Below are 16,838 nucleotides of genomic sequence, written 5' to 3' on the forward strand. Positions count from 1 at the left end.
CCCCCCCCCCCCCCCCCCCCCCCCCCCCCCCCCCCCCCCCCCCCCCCCCCCCCCCCCCCCCCCCCCCCCCCCCGCGCGCCCCCCCCCCCCCCCCCCCCCCCCCCCTCCTACGAAGAGCCGTCCGGTATCGGATATCGGGGATCAGGCCGCACTCGCCGCAAACTTCTCGTAATAGAAATTCGCCGGCGTGATGCCCTGTTCGCGGATGTACTGGCTCACCGCCTCGACCATCGGCGGCGGGCCGCAGAGGTAGATGTCCACCTCACCGTCGTTGAGGTGCGCCGGTTCGATGTGCTGGGTGACGTAGCCCTTGCGCGGGTAGCTGCTCTCCGGGCTGGCCACGCAGGCGCTCCAGGTGAAGTGAGGGATGCGCGCGGCGAAGGCTTCCAGGCGATCCATCTCGACCAGGTCGAAGTCGTGGGTGACGCCGTAGATCAGGTGCAGCGGATGCTCGCTGCCGCGCTCGGCGATCTGTTCGAGCATCGCGGTGAAGGGGGCCAGGCCGGTGCCGCCGGCCAGCAGCAACAACGGCCGCCTGATCTCGCGCAGGTAGAAGCTGCCCAGCGGGCCGGCCAGGGTCATGGCGTCGCCGGCTTTCGCCAGGCCGGTGAGGAAGCTGCTCATCAGCCCGCCCGGCACGTTGCGGATCAGGAAGCTGACTTCGCCGTCCTTCTGCAGCGAGCTGAAGGAATAGGCGCGGCTCTGCTCGCTGCCCGGCACCCGCAGGTTGACGTACTGCCCCGGCAGGAAGGCCAGCTTGCTCAGGGCTTCGCCCTTGATCGACAGCGCGATGGTGCTTTCGGAGAGCTGGCGCACCGCGCTGATACTGGCCTCGAAGCTGGCCTGGGCGGTCTTGCAGACCTGCGAAGAGGCCGGCACGCGCACCACGCAGTCGCTCTGCGCGCGCATCTGGCAGGTGAGAACAAAGCCCTGCGCCGCTTCGTCCTCGGTCAGCGCATCCTCGATGTAGTCCTGGCCCAGGTCGTAGCGGCCGGCCTCGGCGAAACACTTGCAGGTGCCGCAGGCGCCGTCGCGGCAATCCAGCGGGATGTTGATGCCCTGGCGGTAGGCCGCGTCGGCCACGGTCTCGCTGGGGCTGGCGTCGATGAAGCGGGTAACGCCGTCTTCGAAGTTGAGGGCGATCTTGTGGTTCATGGCGTGCACCTCGGCGCCGTGCAGGCGGCATCACGCTCGGCGAATCCGCGCGCGCGACGCACAGCCCTGCCGGCGGAATCAGATGTGGTAGATGTCGATGACCTGGCGGACGTAGTCGTTCTTCAGGACCACCTTCTTGGCCAACACCCGCGGCTGCTCGCCACGCACGTCGAGCGTGTAGAAGCTGGTGCCGAAGTAGCTGTCCACCGTCTTGTAGCGGAAGCTCAGGGTGTGCCAGTTGAAGCGCACCTGGCACTGCCCGTCGGCCTCGCCGAGCACCTCGATATTGCTGAGGTTGTGCGAGGTGCGGGTGTCCGGCAGGGTCGCGCTGGAACGCTCGGTCTTGATGCGGAACACGCGATCTTCCAGGCCGCCACGGTTGCCGTACCAGATCAGCGAGATTTCCCGCTGCGGATCTTCGGTGAGCTGGTCGCGGTCGTCCCAGGCGGGCATCCAGAAGGTTGCGTCGGCGGCGTACAGTTCCAGCCAGGCGTCCCAGTCCTTGTCGTCGAGGTAGCGCGCTTCGCGGTAGAGGAAGTCGCGGACGGTCTCGTAGCGGCTCATCACACGCCCTCCTCGGTCACGGTGATGCGCTTGGCCTGCTCGGCGGCCAGCGCGTCGATCATGGTCTGCTGCCAGTACTGGTGCTGCAGCACGAACAGGCCTTCGTCTTCGGTGCGCACGCCGGAGAGCGCCGGCGCCAGGCCGATTTCCCGCGCTGCGTCGTCGGCGCCTTCGACCCAGTGCTGTGCACCGCGCGACAGGTCGTTCCAGCCGCCGGCGCTGCCCTGGTAGGCCTGCTGGCAGGAGCGGAATTCCTCCAGGTCGTCCGGCGTGGCCATGCCGCTGACGTTGAAGAAATCCTCGTACTGGCGGATGCGTTGGGCGCGCGCCTCGCTGCTTTCGCCCTTGGGCGCGATGCAGTAGATGGTGATCTCGGTGCGGTTGACGTCGATGGGCCGGGCGATGCGGATCTGCGAGCTGAACTGGTCCATCAGGTAGACGTTGGGGTACAGGCAGAGGTTGCGCGAGTTCTCGATCATCCAGTCAGCGCGGGCCTGGCCATGGTCGCGGGCCAGTTCGTCGCGGCGCTCGAAGGCCGGGCGCGCCTCGGGGTTGGCCCAGCGGCTCCAGAGCAGCAGGTGGCCGTGGTCGAAGGAATAGAAACCGCCGCCGTGCTTGGCCCAGCCGCCGGCGCTCATGGTCTTCACTTCTTCGCCGGCCTCGCGCTGCTGACGCTGGTTCTGGGTGGCGGCGTAGTTCCAGTGCACGGAGCTGACGTGGTAGCCGTCGGCGCCGTTCTCGGCGGTGAGTTTCCAGTTGCCTTCGTAGATGTAGCTGGAGGAACCGCGCAGCACTTCCAGGCCTTCGGGGGACTGGTCGACGATCATGTCGATGATCTTCGCCGACTCGCCCAGGTGCTCCACCAGCGGTTTGACGTCGGCCTTCAGGCTGCCGAAGAGGAAGCCGCGATAGGACTCGAAGCGCGCGATTTTCGTCAGGTCGTGGGAGCCTTCGCAGTTGAAGCCTTCCGGGTAGCCGGCCTCGGCCGGGTCCTTGACCTTGAGCAGCTTGCCGGAGTTGTTGAAGGTCCAGCCGTGGAACGGGCAGGTGTAGCTCGCGCGGTTGCCGGACTTGTGCCGGCAGAGCATGGCGCCCTTGTGGCTGCAGGCATTGATGAAGGCATTGAGCTGGCCTTCCTTGTTGCGCGCGATGAAGATCGACTGGCGGCCGATCATGGTCGTCAGGAAGTCGTTCTTCTCCGGAATCTGGCTTTCATGGGCGAGGTAGACCCAGTTGCCCTCGAAGATGTGTTTCATCTCCAGGTCGAACAGGCGCGGGTCGGTGAACATCTCCCGCCGGCAGCGATAGACGCCTCTGGCAGGGTCTTCCTCAAGCAGCGAACGCAGGTAGTCGATACCCAGGGACATGGCCGGGGCCTCCGTTGTTATTGTTCAGGCAGGCTCAGGTTAGGGCTGGGTTCGAAGGGGCAATATCCGCTTTGTGCAGAGTGCTATCCGTTTTCTGCAGGGTTGTCGTGAAGCGGGAAATACGGCCCGCGCGGGCGGGCCGCGGTGGATTCAGAGGTGGAAGATGACGCCGTATTCGCCGGCCACTTCGATGGTCTTCGGCACATCCACGGGGCCTGGTGGCAGTTCACGATCCAGGGCGCGGAACATTTCGATGGCCTGGCTGTGGTTGCCGGTGACTTCGAGCATCTCGCCACCACCGGGGCCAAAATTGAAACCATGCAGGGTGCCGGCGGGAATGTGGACCAGAGTGCCGGCCTGGCAGGCGGCGGTATGCTCGGCGACGTGGAATACGACTTCGCCGTTGAGTACGTAGAAGGATTCGTCCCAGTCATGAGTATGCGGCGGCGGCCCGGAGCCCTCCTCACCTGCCTGGAAAGTAATGCGCTGCGCTGCCGAGTCGGTATCGGACACCAGGACGTTGATGCGGATGCCGACGACGTTGAGGGCCGGACTGCGCTCGCCCGGCGAGAGAATGAACGGGGTGGACTTCATGACGCGACCTCCCTGGGACGGCGCAGGAATTGCGCATGCCTCTTCCCAGTACAGCCCCATCCGGGCAAGCGAAGCGGGGAATCCGAGGAACGGCCGGACCGGCTCTGGACGAACGTCGCGGCGCGGCTTTCGTAGGAGCGGATCTTATCCGCGATACGCCGGCAAGGCCGGCGCCAGGGACGTCTGCGCGCGAACCACGGGAGTCACCTTGAGCGCCCTATTCCGCCGCGATGGATTTCGCGGACAAGGTCCGCTCCTACAGGTAAAGATTGGTGCCAGGCGGTTCGCGAGCAAGCTCGCTCCTACGAAGAGCCCGACACCCCAGCCTGGCTTTGGCTTTCAAATGGCTTCCAGAGAAACGTCCGCGCACTCCGAACGGCCCCGTTCAGGAGGCCGCGTTGGAGCGGAGTTTCAGGGGTTGAGCGACATGGATGTCGCGAGAGCCGCGATGGGCCAGGGACGGCCCTTCGCGGCGTGCCCCTGAAACTTCGCTTCAACGAGGGTATTTTTCGCCTAAGCGAAAAACCGGATGTCCGGGGCAAGACTTTTTGGTTCCTTTTGTGGCGTTTGACAAAAGGGACTCGCCCGAGGGGGCGAAACAGGAAGTCCGTGCGCACGCCCAAGCGGCGCTGGAACGCTCAACCCGAAGCAAGAGCATCGCGGACGGAGTCCGCTCCTAGGTGAATGGAAACGCCGGTGCCAGCTCGCGCAAGAGCAAGGCTCAGGAACGACGCCTGAACGTCTCCGACGGCAATTCACCGAACTGCTGCCGGTAGCTCTCGGAGAACCGTCCGAGGTGCAGGAAGCCATAGTCCAGCGCCAGCTCGGTGACGCTGCGCACCGGGCATGCCGGATCACTCAGGCAGGCGCGGATGCGCTCCAGCTTGAGGCGGCGGATGTACTGTCGCGGCGTAGCGCCGGCATGCCGCTCGAACAGCGCATAGAGCGAACGCAGGCTCATGGACGCCTGGCGCGCCAGGGCCGCGACGTCGATGTCTTCGCGCAGATGGCCCTCGATGTACGCCTCGATGCGCTCGAAGGAAGCGCTGGCGCCAGCGATGGGTTCGCGGCTGACGTTGGTCTTGAGCAGGGTCAACAGCTTGCTGGCGACTATCTGCTGGTAGTGCTCGTCCACTCGCGCCAGGCGCTCGCCCGCTTCGGACTCCTGGCAGACCATCGACAGCAGGTTGACGAAGCCTTCCAGCTCGCCCAACTGGTAGCGGTTCTCGGTGAAGCGCACGCCCGCGCGCGGATGGTTCCAGCGTTGCTCGGCGCAGATGGCTTCGAGCAGGGTCACCGGAACCTTCAGGATGAATTTCTCGCAATCGTCCGAATAGGTCAGGTCGACCGGGTCGTCCGGGTTGATCAGCAGCAGCTCGCCCGGTGCCAGGTAGTGCTCCTGGCGCTGACCGCGCCACAGGCAGTGGCCGCTGAGCAGGATCTGCAGGTGGAAGATGCTTTCCAGTGCCGGCGAGGTGACGCGCACCGCGCCGCCGTAGCTGATGCGGCACAGGTCGAGGCTGGCGAAACGACGGTGGTTGAGGCTCGCCTGGGGATGGCCGTGGGCCGGCAGGCGCAGGTCGTGGGTGCCCACATGCTGGTTGACGTAGCCGGACACCGCGTAGGGGTCGGCACGCTCGAACACGCGGCTGCGCTCGCTCAGCAGGCTTTGCATACAGGCACTCACTCTTGTGGTTGGCCGCGCTCTTCGTCGCGGCTCATACGCCCAGTCTATGCCGTGGCCCTGGATACGGGCATGGGCCGGGATGGGCGGTCGTGCGGGCAATCCGGATACAAGGCAGGCCCGCGAATCCGTTCCACCCTAGGGGCACGCCACGGCAGGCGCGATTCGACCTGTGGCGCAGTGTCCGCCAATCGCACGCTTTCTTTGCACATTCATTGCCAGCAGGTTGTGCCGGTTCCGGTGCCGGTATTGCCGCGGGTGCCGGCCTGGTCGAGGGTCAGGGTCAGGCACTGCTTGTCCGCGGCCTGGGCGCCCTTGGCCGTGGCGGTCAGGGTGTAGGTGGTGGCGGTGACATTGGAGATGGCCAGGCTGTAGTACTGCAGGCCGTTGACGTTGCCGCTCATGTTCAGCGCGGCGGCGGTGCTGGCATAGGCGTTGTTCTGCGAGTAGTAGCGCTCCTGGCGAGCAGCCGCCTCGCTGAGTAGCGCCTGCGCTTCGACGCGGTGGCTGCGCAGCACGTAGCGCTGGTAGCTGGGAAACGCGATGGAGGCGAGGATCGCCACTATCACCACCACGATCATCAACTCGATCAGGGTGAAGCCGCGCAGGTGTCGCCGGTTCTGTCTCATCGCCCTACTCCTTCGCCTGGCGTCAGTTGGGATTGGACGGCTGCACCTGCCAGGTGCGCCTTCCGCTCACGCTGCCAAGGTTGGTGCTGATGCCGTCCAGGGTGTTGTTGGGAGTATCCGAGTTACCCCAGGTGTAGCCACCGGAGAGGGTGATGTCGCCACCGCCGGTGATGAAGCCGGAGAGGCTGTCGAAACGGCCATCGCCATCGAGGTCGAAGACGTTGAAATCGGTGCGCCCGCCACTCTCCGGATTGACCGCGTAGATGGCGCCGGACAAGCCCGCCGCGCAGGTTCCGGTCTGCGGAATGATGGTGCTGAGGATCAGGCTGGAGCCGTACGGCGTCATGTCGTAGACCATGCGCTCGCCGCTCTGGGTGAAGTCGAAATACCAGCCCCATTTGGCGACGTTGGCGTCGGCGCTGTTGCCCGAGTTGTCGTACCAGGCCACGGTGTTGGTGCTCAGGTTGTAGGTGGTCACTCCGCCTGCGGTCGTGCTGCTGAGTGCCTGCGCCTGCAGGCTGCTGCGGGCACGCGAGGCGGTCAGCGAGGAGCTGGTGGCTTCGCCGGCGGTCCTGCGGTCCCAGATGCCATACAGGCTCTGCACGCCGGTGGAGGTCTTGTCGGCCGTGATCAGGTAGCGCCCGGTGCCGAAGCTGACGAGGTAGCCGATGCCGCTGGGGTGCTCCAGCAGCGACGGCGCGGCGGTGATCGGCTGGCGTACGCCGTCGGCGTTGCGCGCGACGTACAGCGGGCTGCCGCCGAAGGACACGGCATAGCGCGACTCGGCAGCGCTGGCGTTGAGCGGGTCGGCCGCGCCGGTGTCGATCAGGTCGAAACGCCAGAGGTTGCCCAGCAGGTCGCCGCCATAGGCGTAGTCGGCAATGCCATCGCTGTTGACGTCGGCGACGAACAGCCGCGACAGGCCGTTGCCTACGGCGTCCAGGCCGCTGGTTTCGGCGGCGGTAAGGCTGGGCGTGGCGGTGATCTTCTTCAGCAGCGCGCCGGTCTGGATGTCGAGGATCAGCAGCGAGGCGGTGCTGCTGCCGGTGTCGTAGCCGTTGGGCACCAGCGCCGCCCACTTGCCGTTGTGCAGGCGAGCGATGGTCGGGCGCGCGGCGGTGTAGCCCAGGCTGCTGTCGTTGTCGCTGGTGAACTCCCACAGCAACCTGGGCGAGGCCGGGTTGCTGACGTCCAGGGCGAAGACCTCGCGCCCGCCGGCGCCCAGGCTGCCGAGCAGGACCTTGTGCCAGTCGGAGCCGTAATAGACGTCGGCCACCACCGGGCTGCCGTCGACGAAGTAGCGGTGCTCGGTGCCCTGGTTCTGCCCGTAGTCCGGTGCGGTGAGCGCATTGAGGCCGGGAATCACCGCGCTGGGAATGAAGGCGAAGAGTTCCGCGCCGGTGCTGGCATTGAACGAGTGGAGCATGCCGTCGTTGGCACCGACATAGACGACACCGGGCCTGCCGGCCTGGGCGGCGGCATAGGCGGCGTACTGGGTGGTGCCTTCCAGGGCATCGGCGCGCGAAGTCAGGTAGTCGCCACCGCTGACCAGCGCCGGCGAGGAATTGATGATGTCGCCGATGAGCGAGGCGCGGGTGCGGAAGGTGCTGTTTTCTCCGCGCAGGAAGCCGACGCGGGTCTGTCCGAGGTTGTCCACCACCCCGGCCGCGCTGCGGTTGAGCTGAGTCTGCTGGGCGCTGGTCAGGTTGCCCCAGTTGAACGGGGTGAGCGCGCCGGCCTTGGCGATCAGGATGTTGCGTGCGCTCGGCGCACCCAGTTGCGCCGAGGCGCGCCAGACCACGCTGCTGGTGGCGCCGCTGCCGGTGCGGGACTTCTGCCGCTTGATCAGGTCGCCCGTCCAGTCACTGGAGGTGAAGCTGGTGCCGTAGACATACTGGCCGCTGTCCAGCGATTGCGAGTCGACGGCCACCGCAGTGACCGCGCTGTTGAGCTGGAGGATTTCGTCAAACGCCGATTTCAGCTGGGCCGCCAGTTGGCTCGGGTCGCTGACCAGGAAGTAATTGTCCGGCACGCCGTCGCCGTCGCGGTCCCAGGTGTTGAGGTCGGTCTTGCCGTACTTGGCGGCGTACCACAGCGGGTCCTGCAGCGTGGTCACGGCGGTGGTCGCTGAGGGCGTGAAGTTGCGCAGGTGGTAGGCCGGGCGACTGCCGCTGAGCGCCCCGCTGCTGCCGCTGAGACCGGGCAGCAGCGCGCAGGTGGCCGACGCGCAATCGCCGGGAGAGCGGCCTTCGGGAGTGTCGAGGCGGAAGCGGCTGCTGCCGCTGCCGCCCCCGGTGACTTCCAGGTAAACGCCATCCTTGGTAGTGCCGGCCATGGTGTAACCCATGTGCGATTCGTCGCCGGCCACCGAGTATTCGGTCTGACTGGTCACGTCCACGGTGCCGTCGCTTTTGGCCGTCACGGTGTAGCGCACGATGGCGTCCATGTCGTAGTCACGACCCTGGGCGGAGTCGTCATAGACCACGCGGAAGGTGATGGACGTGAGATTGCCGGCGCTGTCGCGGGTCAGGGTGTCGATGTAGAAGCCGGTGATCTGGCTGACCACGTTCTGGCTGACGTTCATGCTGAAGGGCACCAGGCGCAGGGTGCCCTTGCTGGTCTTGATGCGGATGTTGGGCAGGGTCGAGGACAGCGCAATGGAGAAGCTCTGCACCTTGTTCGCGCCCGCCGTCGTGAGGGCGGTCTGGCTGCCGAAGTAGGACACCGCCGAAGCCGCGTAGCTGCCCTGCCGGGTCGGCTCTTCCGCCAGGCCGCGAAGGGTGGCGAAGCTGCTGGCGGGCTTGGCGGTGGGCGCCGAGTCGTTGCTGCTGCCGGATTGACCGACGTTCACCGAGACGGTACCACCGACTTCACGGCTCCACAGGGTGGCGCCGATGCTGGCGAAGTCGAAGCCGATGTCGGTGGTGGGCCGGCTGTCGGTGCCCAGGGTGCTACCGGGCACGTCCGAGTCGTAGCTCGGGTTGACGTCGCTCATCAGCGTCATGAACGGGCGGGTGCAGGAAGGATAGGTGCTGTAGGGATTGGCCCAGGTGGTCAGGCTGGAAAGGCCCAGGTTGGTATCGGCCGTGCCAGCGGCATAAGCGCTGTTGGGCGCCTTGCCGGCGTAGTAGCGCAGGGTTTCGTAACTCATCTCCCCCAGCGGATTGCCCCAGTCGACGCACTTGCCGTTGGTCAGCGGGTTGAGGTTGTAGCCGGTGGAGTCGGTGCAGCCGGCCGAGAACACCAGGCGGTCGAGGTTGGCGACTATGCCGCTGTTGTTCACGTAGCAGCGGCCGTTGAAGCAGCCGGTGCCGGTGGTGGAGTCGGTCAGGAAGCGGCCCGTGGAGCTGTTGTATTCATTGCTGAAGGTTGCCGCCGCCTTGCGCACCACGCCGCCACGCAGGTTGTTGGTGTAGGTGCCGGTGACGAGGCCGAAGTACATCTTGTCCGCCGAGCCATAGTCGTGCAGCACGCCGGTGGGTTTGTAGACGCTGCCGTACTGGGTGCAGTTGCCCTCCAGCAGGCCGGCGACGCAGACCCGCACACGCACGTTGAGGTCGTAGGCCGGGGTGATGCTCGCATCGCTGTTGGTGGTGCTGGTAAGGGTATTGGTGCCCTGCGCCGATTCCCGCGAGACCCAGCCCCAGATGCGGTAGGTGCCCTGCGTCTGCTGGGTGCTGGTGATGATGCGCAGCCTGGGTGTGGCCGAACTGTTGTAGGCCCCCAGCGTGCCGCTACCGATGGAGGTGTTGGCAAAGAGCACGTACTTGCCGTTGGTGGGCACGCTGATCGGGGTGTAGTCGGCCAGGCTGTAACCATCGCGAGCGACGCTCAGGTACTCCTTGCCCCAGCTGTGCGCATCGTTGGGAATGAAGGCCCGCTCGAGCACAGTGGAGAGCGCAGTGTCAGTGGAGCGGTAGCCCCCGTAGAGCACCTTGCGCAGCACGTCCTGGCGCGACATGGTCAGGTAGTTGAGGTAGTCGCCGCTCCAGCGGCCCGCAGCGCTGGTGCACTTCTTGTTCGCCGTGGTGCTGGAGGGGGCGAACGTACCGCTGGACGCGTCATAGACGTAGCACTTGTAGGAGTCGAAATAGCCGGTGTAGTCGATGCCCGGCTTGTAGTAGGTGTCCAGCTCGCCATCGCCGTCGATGTCGGAGGCATCGTTGTAGGCCGGGAAATAGAGCTTCTGGTCACGACCGACCACCAGCATGTTCATCGGCGGCGCGATGTTGCTGACGAACAAGGGCGTCTGCGCAAGCGAAGCGCCGAAGGCCTGGGCGCCAGCCAGGCAGGACAATAGCAGGAGCAGTGTCGCGCGCAGCATTCTCACGGGTTTGGCCATGGCGTCGGCATCCTTGTACGACTGGAGCGATTCACGGGATCACCAACCCGAAGGTCGAGCGCAGGCACAGCGCATCGGCGCCGCAGGCCTTGCCGGCAGCCGTGCCCTTGTAGGCCTGCGAGTTGACCTCGTAGTAGTAGGTACAGCCCACCTGCCCCTTCGACAGATACGAATTGGCGCTGCCGCCCGCGCCGCCCTTGCAGTTGTTGGAGACGTAGCGCAGGTACCAGCGCGCGCTGCGCAGCAGGCTGGTGTTGCCGTCCATCCCGGAATAGAGGTTGGAATTGCTGAAGTCCGTGGTGTAGCTGGTCGCCTGGGCAGTGAAACAGGGCGTGCTGCCCGACGTGCAGTTGTCCAGCGCGCGGGGGCTCTTGCGCAGTCGCCCTTCCCCTTCGCGCAGCGCAGACTCGGCCGCGCTCATCAAGCGTTGCTGTTCAAGGCGATTGCCGGTCATCCGCCCTTCCAGCTGCATGCCACGCATGCCACCCACGGCGGCCAGGGTGATCAGCAGCAGCATCACCAGAGCGACGAACAGCACCGCGCCGCGCTGCCGGCTGCAGGAGTGTCTGGTCATGGCATCAGATTCCTCAACATGCTGGTGCCGCTGACGATGCGCCGCACGGGCCCATCGCCATCGGTGCACACCTTGCTGCCGTACAGGTCCTGCCAACGCTGGCAGGTGGTGGCAGCCAGGCCACCGCTGACCGAGCCGCTGCTGGCCAGCAGCAGCGCATAGCGCAGGCTGCGCACGGTCTGGCCACTGGCGGGCGTAGCGACGTACTGCGCCACTTGGCGATTGAACTCGTCGCTGCTGCTGTCCACGCCGAAGTCGAAGCGCACCGCCACCACGCTATCCACCAGCGTGGTGCCGTTGCAGGTCAGCTGGCCGTTGCTCAGGGTGAGCTTCTCGACCACGTTGTTGCTCGGGCTGTAGGTGCTGTAGGGCTTGTTCACCCCGGCCCTGGAGCCCAGCGAAGCGCCCGTGCAATCGACGTCGCTGGTGTCGCGCGGCTGGTAGCGCAGGCACAGGGTGTAGGCATCGACCCGCACCAGCGCCTGTCCGGCGCTGAAGACGCAGCCGTTGCTGGTCTGCGCGGGAAACGCGGCGGTCATCCGCGACGACGGCAGGCGTCGGTAACCGGCTTTCGACAGGCGCTCTTCGAGCATCTGCTGGGCATAGCGCGCATTGTCCTGGTTCTGCGCCTGGCCCTCGAAATAGCGTGAGCGGTTCTGCCCATCGAGGAACATCTGGGTCACGCCCAGGATCAGGAACAGGCTCAGCCCCATGGCGATCATCAGCTCGATGAGCGTCACGCCGCGCTGCCCGCGCGCGCTTGGGCCACGCATCTAGGGCTCCTCCCGCAGCACGTAACGGCAGATGGTGTCGTCGCCCGTGGCGTTGGCATCCAGGCATTCCCCCGCCTTTACCCGCCAGGCCAGCTGGATCTCGATGGCCGACCCACTGCCGCTGCACTTGCTGCTGCCGTTGGTGCGGCAGACATGGAACTCGCTGGCCAGGTCCGCGGCGCCGGGCAGCGCCTGATTCACCCGTTGCGCCCAGCACGCCAGGCGCTGGCTGGCCGTCAAGGTCGCCAGCGAAGCGCAACTGCCGGGAGCCGCGGGAAAGGACGCGCCGGCGGCCTTGTAGTAACCCCAACTGGCCGGTGGCACCACCTGCGCCGCGCTGCCGTCCTGGGTGGAGTAGATATCCGTACGCATCATTTCCATCAGCTCATCCGCCAGCTCCGCGGCGTTGCTTCTGAGGATGGTGTCCTGGGCGTAGCCGATGGTGCGTCCTTGCATCGCCAGCATGCCGAGTACGCCGATGCAGGTGACCAGCAGAGCCACCAGCACTTCGATCAGGCTGAAGCCCGCCGCGTGCCGGTTCATTGCGCGGTCGCTCCCTGCAGGCTGATGTAGCCCGACGCGGCCACCTTGATGGTGAACGCCTTGCTCGTGCCGCTGCTGGAAATACCCAGGTCGGCCGCCACCGCGGTGCCATCGGGTTTGAACGAGAGGGTGTTGACGCTGCTGCTGACGCTGAGGCTGCCCGGCAGTTCCAGGCGCTGGCTCACCGGGGCGCTGGCGAGCGATCCGCAGGTAGCGGCGCGCACCACCACCCACTGCAGGTTGCCGCTGCTGGGACAGAGCGTGAGGGTCTGGCGGGTGTTCACGGCATCGGCGCGGGACGCCTGCAGCAGGCGGAACAGGGTCGAGGCCGCGCTCTGCACCCGGCTGGACTCGATCAGGTAGCGAAAGCCCGGCAAGGCCACGCCGGCGAAGATCGCCAGCAGCGCAACCACCACCATCAACTCCACCAGGGAAAAGCCTTCCTGGCGTCCGCCGCCGCGCCGCAGGATCGGGCGGAGAGATGAGCATCCAACTGCATGAAGAAACATGGACATTTCCAACGATGGTCAGGTGGCCGGGCCCCGTGTGGAGCCCCCCGTCAGGGGTGCCAGGACAAAGATTGGCTATTGGTCCGACAGCAATTTCTTCTCAGAGTTGAATCAATATCGGAGGAACGGAAGGAAATTTCGACCGTTCATTGTCGCCCAGCGACCGTTCATCCTACTGACGCCTGGGCTTCCGACATTGCGTCGAGGTCTGTTGCCCCGTGAACGATCTCTGGCGGAAGGGCCGCGATCCTGCATCGCGGCCCCTGTCTGAAACGCCTGTCAGGTGGCGTCGGCGTGGCTCACCAGCCCCTTGATCACCACCGCGGCAGTCGCGATGGCGGCGGGCACCATCAACGCCGTCAGCACCTGCTCGAAGTTCCAGCCCAGGCCGAGCAGGGTCGCACCGATCCAGGCGCCGAGGATGGCGCCGAAGCGGCCGATGCCGAGCATCCAGGACACGCCGGTGGCGCGCCCCTGGGTCGGATAGAAGCGCGCCGCCAGCGAGGGCATCGCCGACTGCGCGCCGTTCACGCACATGCCGGCAGCCAGCACCAGGGTCGCCAGCAGCGTGACGGTGCCCAGGCTCTGCCCCACGCAGTAGGCGAATACGCCGGCCAGGCAGTAGAAGATGCCGATGACCTTGTGCGGATTGAAGCGGTCCATGGCCCAACCGACCGCCACTGAGCTGAGCACCCCGCCGAGCTGGAACAGCGCACCGATGAACGCGGCCTGCTCCATGCTCGCACCGGCGTCGCGCATCAGCGTCGGCAGCCAGCTGGTGAGCAGGTAGACGATCACCAGGCCCATGAAATAGGTCAGCCACAGCAGCAGGGTTCCAGCGCTGTAGGTCCCGGCGAAGATCACCTTGAACACGTTGCGGCTCTGCACCGTCTTCTGCTCCGGCACGCTGAAGTCCCGCGCGGCGACCACCTCGGCCGGCGCGATGGGCGCCAGCACGCGCTTGACCTTGTCTGCGCCGCGATTGCGCACCACCAGGAAGCGCGCCGACTCCGGCAGCCACACCAGCAGCACCACCGCCAGCACCAGCGGCAGCACGCCGCCGAGCAGCAGCAGGCTGTGCCAGCCGTAGGCCGGAATCAGCTTGGCGGAGACGAAGCCGCCCGAGGCCATACCCAGGTTGAAGCCGCAGAACATGCTGGTCACCAGCAGCGACTTGAGACGCTCGGGGGTGTACTCGGAGAGCAGCGTGGTGGCGTTGGGCATCGCCGCCCCCAGGCCGATGCCGGTCAGCAGGCGCAGCGCCATCAGTTGTTCGAGGTTGCTGCTGTAAGCGGAGATCAGGCTGAACAGGCCGAAGAGGAACACCGCCACCACCAGCACGACCTTGCGCCCGAAGCGGTCCGCCAGCGGGCCGGAGCCCAGGGCGCCGAACACCATGCCGATCAGCGCGGCGCTCATCACCGGGCCGAGGCTGGCGCGGTCGATGCCCCAGTCCTGGGTCAGCGCCGGGGCGATGAAGCCCATGGCGGCGGTATCCAGGCCATCGAGGAAGACAATGAGGAAGCACAGCAGCACGATGCGGTACTGGTACAGCGACAGCGGCTGGGCATTGATGAAGGACTGGACGTCGAGGGTGCCGGCTGCGGGCACGTGGGCGGAACTGGTCATGCGAAGACTTCCTGCGAAGGCGTCGTTGCGGGAAGGCCGGCTCTATCGCCCGGCATTCCCGCAAGCTGGACAGGAATGAGGCGCGAGCCGATGGTCGCACGGACCGGCGGACGGGGCAGGCACACAGGGGCCATGGCTGACGCTCATTGTTGTTATTGCCCGTCCGGCTGGACGGGTCGGTCAACAGTACGAAGAGACCTTCAGCCGTTCAATTCGATAATCGCGCCTGTGGGCGGTCAGCGAACAGGAATACCGCAACGACCGCTCCCACAATCAATGGAACAGCCGCGTGCCCAGCTCGCGGCTGGCCTCCAGCAGCACCGGCAGGAAGCGCGTTTCCAGCTCCTGGCGCGACACGCGACCGGCATGGGTGCCGACGTTCAGCGCGGCCAGTACCTGGCCGGCCGAGTCCTTGAGCGGCACGGCGATGGAGCGCAGACCGACTTCCAGTTCCTGATCGATGATCACCCAGCCCTGCTGGCGGATCTCGGCGATGCTCGCGCGGAGCATTTCCGGGGTGTGCACGGTGCGGCTGGTCTTCACCTGCAGGTCGGCGTGGGCCAGGCAATCCTCCAGCGCGTCGTCATTCAGCCCGGCGAGCAGGATGCGGCCCATGGAGGTGCAGTAGGCCGGCAGGCGGCTGCCGACGCTCAGGTCCACCGAGATCAGGCGCTGCGGCGTAGCCGAGCGGGCGATGTAGAGAATCTCGTCGCCTTCCAGCGTGGCCATGGAGCAGGCCTCATGCAGTTGCTCGCTGAGGCGGTCGAGGATCGGCTGGGCAGTGACCGCCAGCGGCGTCGAGGACAGGTAGGCGTGGCCGAGGGTCAGCACCTTGGGCAGCAGCGAATAGGTGCGGCCGTCGGAGGTGACATAGCCGAGCTTCATCAACGTGTGCAGGCAACGGCGCACGGCGGCGCGCGGGATCTCGGTACGGTGGCTGATCTGCGCGATGGTCAGGTGGCGCTTGCGCTCCTGGAATGCATGGATCACCGCCAGGCCGCGAGCCAGCGAGGTCATGAAATTCGGGTCGCCGGTAAAGGCCTCGATGCGCTTGGCGGGCGAAGCGATGATCGGCGGCGCGAGGGGCGGCAGGCTGGCACGGGGGGCGTCGGTCATTTCTTGTTGTTCCTGGCAGGCGGGTGCCGGGCGATTATCGACACGCGCGGGCGATTATCGCAACACGATTGACCGATTATCGAACAGAGGTTAAGCCACCTACCCTGGGAAACTTCTGCACGGGTGCACCCTCTCCTCCCTTGCTGCGGGCTACCGGCCAACGTAGGAGCGGACTCCGTCCGCGATGGCTACCTGCCAGCCCAGCAGCGTGAGGGGTGGGTTCGCGAGCAAGCTCGCTCCTACAGGTCCGTTCGGCGCTCTTCGTAGGAGCGAGCTTGCTCGCGAACAAATCTAAATCTCCCCAGACAGCTCATCGCTCTGAGCTACAGCGGCACCAATTTCAACTGCCGCAACCGGCTCAAGGTACGCGAGAAATCCAGCGCCGCGCCGCCCGCAGCCAGCTCCTCCAGCGACACCGTGGCGAACAGCTGCAGCTTCAGCTGGCGGTCATAGGCTATGTCGATGAAGTTGAGGAAGCGCATGCTCACGTCCGGCGGGTAATCCGCCAGCGGGCCGAGGCCGCTCACCGCCAGGCGCGGGTAGTGCTCGATCAGCCACAGGTAGTCGCTGGCCGAGCGGGGGCGTTCGAACATCTCGCTGAAATCCATCCACGCGCAGTGATCGTCGTGGGCACGCACCTTCAGCGGGTGATGATTGACGCTGAGCACCTCGTCGAACTTCGCGTCCGCCGCGAGCCCCAATCGCGCGCCGATCAGTTCGAGGTCATCGGCGCGCGCCGGCCAGAGGAAGCTGCCCCACTCTTCCAGCGACGTACTGTGCTCGCGGTAATCCTGGCCGGCATCCACCGAGATCACGTCGAAGCGCTTCTCGATCAGCTCGATGGCCGGGCGGAAGCGCTCGCGGTACAGCGGGTTCGGACAGAGGTTTTCCGGCTCGTAGTTGGATGTACAGACCAGGCCCACACCTTCGTCCACCAGCACCTTCAGCATCCGCCCCAGGAGCATGGCGTCGCCGATGTCATGCACGTGGAATTCGTCGAAGCACAGCAGCCTGGTTTCTTCGGCGATGGCGCGGGCTACGCGCACCAGCGGGTCGGATTGCCCGGTGATCGCCAGCATGCGCGACTGCAGTTCCTGCAGGAACGCATGGAAGTGCACTCGACGCTTGGCCTGGGTCGGTGCGGCGGCGAAGAACTGGTCCATGACGAAGCTCTTGCCGCGCCCCACGCCGCCCCACAGGTAGACGCCAGCCACTGGCTTGCGCAGGAAGCCGTGGCGCCCGGCGAGGAAATCGTCGAGCCAGGTAGCAAGGTGCTCCACCGCCGTCACCTGCGCCTCGTCCGCCCGGTAGCCGCGCCCGGGCCGCCCCGCCCCCCCGGTAACCCCGCCCCCGGCGGCG

The 16,838-nt window shown here is 66.2% G+C and carries 14 protein-coding genes; all 14 read right to left on the reverse strand.

Going from position 1 to position 16,838, the window contains the following annotated elements:
• Nucleotides 1–141 precede the first annotated feature (141 nt).
• Nucleotides 142–1,155, reverse strand: a complete 1,014-nt coding sequence (benC, locus tag ACCC94_RS18810; protein WP_413351018.1) for a benzoate 1,2-dioxygenase electron transfer component BenC — start codon at nucleotides 1,153–1,155, stop codon at nucleotides 142–144.
• 78 nt (nucleotides 1,156–1,233) lie between these two features.
• Nucleotides 1,234–1,719 (reverse strand): benzoate 1,2-dioxygenase small subunit, encoded by a 486-nt coding sequence (benB, locus tag ACCC94_RS18815; RefSeq protein ID WP_413351020.1) that lies wholly within the window; start codon nucleotides 1,717–1,719, stop codon nucleotides 1,234–1,236.
• Entirely contained in the window at nucleotides 1,719–3,086 is a 1,368-nt protein-coding gene (benA, locus tag ACCC94_RS18820; protein WP_413351021.1) for a benzoate 1,2-dioxygenase large subunit, read from the reverse strand. The genes benB and benA overlap by 1 nt, the downstream gene beginning before the upstream one ends.
• Nucleotides 3,087–3,236: 150 nt before the next feature.
• On the reverse strand, nucleotides 3,237–3,680 hold the full coding sequence (locus ACCC94_RS18825; RefSeq protein WP_413351022.1) for a cupin domain-containing protein: 444 nt from the start codon (nucleotides 3,678–3,680) through the stop codon (nucleotides 3,237–3,239).
• A 721-nt stretch (nucleotides 3,681–4,401) separates the two neighbouring features.
• Entirely contained in the window at nucleotides 4,402–5,355 is a 954-nt protein-coding gene (locus ACCC94_RS18830; protein ID WP_413351023.1) for an AraC family transcriptional regulator, read from the reverse strand.
• Between the two features lie 221 nt (nucleotides 5,356–5,576).
• Nucleotides 5,577–5,993 carry a type IV pilin protein gene (locus ACCC94_RS18835; protein WP_413351024.1) on the reverse strand — a complete coding sequence of 139 codons (417 nt, stop codon included), beginning with the start codon at nucleotides 5,991–5,993 and terminating at the stop codon, nucleotides 5,577–5,579.
• Between the two features lie 22 nt (nucleotides 5,994–6,015).
• Nucleotides 6,016–10,335 carry a pilus assembly protein gene (locus ACCC94_RS18840; protein WP_413351025.1) on the reverse strand — a complete coding sequence of 1,440 codons (4,320 nt, stop codon included), beginning with the start codon at nucleotides 10,333–10,335 and terminating at the stop codon, nucleotides 6,016–6,018.
• Nucleotides 10,336–10,366: 31 nt separating this feature from the next.
• Complete coding sequence (locus ACCC94_RS18845; RefSeq protein ID WP_413351026.1) at nucleotides 10,367–10,909, reverse strand: PilX N-terminal domain-containing pilus assembly protein; 543 nt, start codon at nucleotides 10,907–10,909, stop codon at nucleotides 10,367–10,369.
• On the reverse strand, nucleotides 10,906–11,682 hold the full coding sequence (locus ACCC94_RS18850) for a PilW family protein (RefSeq protein WP_413351027.1): 777 nt from the start codon (nucleotides 11,680–11,682) through the stop codon (nucleotides 10,906–10,908). Before ACCC94_RS18850 ends, ACCC94_RS18845 begins: the two co-directional genes overlap by 4 nt.
• Complete coding sequence (gene pilV / locus ACCC94_RS18855; RefSeq protein ID WP_413351028.1) at nucleotides 11,683–12,225, reverse strand: type IV pilus modification protein PilV; 543 nt, start codon at nucleotides 12,223–12,225, stop codon at nucleotides 11,683–11,685.
• Complete coding sequence (locus tag ACCC94_RS18860) at nucleotides 12,222–12,734, reverse strand: GspH/FimT family pseudopilin (protein WP_413351029.1); 513 nt, start codon at nucleotides 12,732–12,734, stop codon at nucleotides 12,222–12,224. Before ACCC94_RS18860 ends, pilV begins: the two co-directional genes overlap by 4 nt.
• A gap of 279 nt (nucleotides 12,735–13,013) precedes the next feature.
• A complete protein-coding gene (locus ACCC94_RS18865; RefSeq protein WP_413351030.1) occupies nucleotides 13,014–14,363 on the reverse strand; it encodes an MFS transporter in 1,350 nt (449 codons plus the stop codon).
• A 273-nt stretch (nucleotides 14,364–14,636) separates the two neighbouring features.
• Complete coding sequence (locus tag ACCC94_RS18870) at nucleotides 14,637–15,479, reverse strand: IclR family transcriptional regulator (protein WP_413351031.1); 843 nt, start codon at nucleotides 15,477–15,479, stop codon at nucleotides 14,637–14,639.
• A 323-nt stretch (nucleotides 15,480–15,802) separates the two neighbouring features.
• Nucleotides 15,803–16,838, reverse strand: a 1,036-nt coding sequence (zapE, locus tag ACCC94_RS18875) for a cell division protein ZapE (RefSeq protein ID WP_413351032.1), incomplete at its 5' end; no start/stop codon positions are given.

This window comes from Pseudomonas sp. Pseusp97 (assembly GCF_047304025.1).
Classification (GTDB): Bacteria; Pseudomonadota; Gammaproteobacteria; order Pseudomonadales; family Pseudomonadaceae; genus Pseudomonas.

Coding starts and splice junctions, on each gene's coding strand:
- benC (WP_413351018.1), bottom strand. CDS start 1,155: ATGAACCACAAGATCGCCCTCAACTTCGAAGACGGCGTTACCCGCTTC.
- benB (WP_413351020.1), bottom strand. CDS start 1,719: ATGAGCCGCTACGAGACCGTCCGCGACTTCCTCTACCGCGAAGCGCGC.
- benA (WP_413351021.1), bottom strand. CDS start 3,086: ATGTCCCTGGGTATCGACTACCTGCGTTCGCTGCTTGAGGAAGACCCT.
- ACCC94_RS18825 (WP_413351022.1), bottom strand. CDS start 3,680: ATGAAGTCCACCCCGTTCATTCTCTCGCCGGGCGAGCGCAGTCCGGCC.
- ACCC94_RS18830 (WP_413351023.1), bottom strand. CDS start 5,355: ATGCAAAGCCTGCTGAGCGAGCGCAGCCGCGTGTTCGAGCGTGCCGAC.
- ACCC94_RS18835 (WP_413351024.1), bottom strand. CDS start 5,993: ATGAGACAGAACCGGCGACACCTGCGCGGCTTCACCCTGATCGAGTTG.
- ACCC94_RS18840 (WP_413351025.1), bottom strand. CDS start 10,335: ATGGCCAAACCCGTGAGAATGCTGCGCGCGACACTGCTCCTGCTATTG.
- ACCC94_RS18845 (WP_413351026.1), bottom strand. CDS start 10,909: ATGACCAGACACTCCTGCAGCCGGCAGCGCGGCGCGGTGCTGTTCGTC.
- ACCC94_RS18850 (WP_413351027.1), bottom strand. CDS start 11,682: ATGCGTGGCCCAAGCGCGCGCGGGCAGCGCGGCGTGACGCTCATCGAG.
- pilV (WP_413351028.1), bottom strand. CDS start 12,225: ATGAACCGGCACGCGGCGGGCTTCAGCCTGATCGAAGTGCTGGTGGCT.
- ACCC94_RS18860 (WP_413351029.1), bottom strand. CDS start 12,734: ATGTTTCTTCATGCAGTTGGATGCTCATCTCTCCGCCCGATCCTGCGG.
- ACCC94_RS18865 (WP_413351030.1), bottom strand. CDS start 14,363: ATGACCAGTTCCGCCCACGTGCCCGCAGCCGGCACCCTCGACGTCCAG.
- ACCC94_RS18870 (WP_413351031.1), bottom strand. CDS start 15,479: ATGACCGACGCCCCCCGTGCCAGCCTGCCGCCCCTCGCGCCGCCGATC.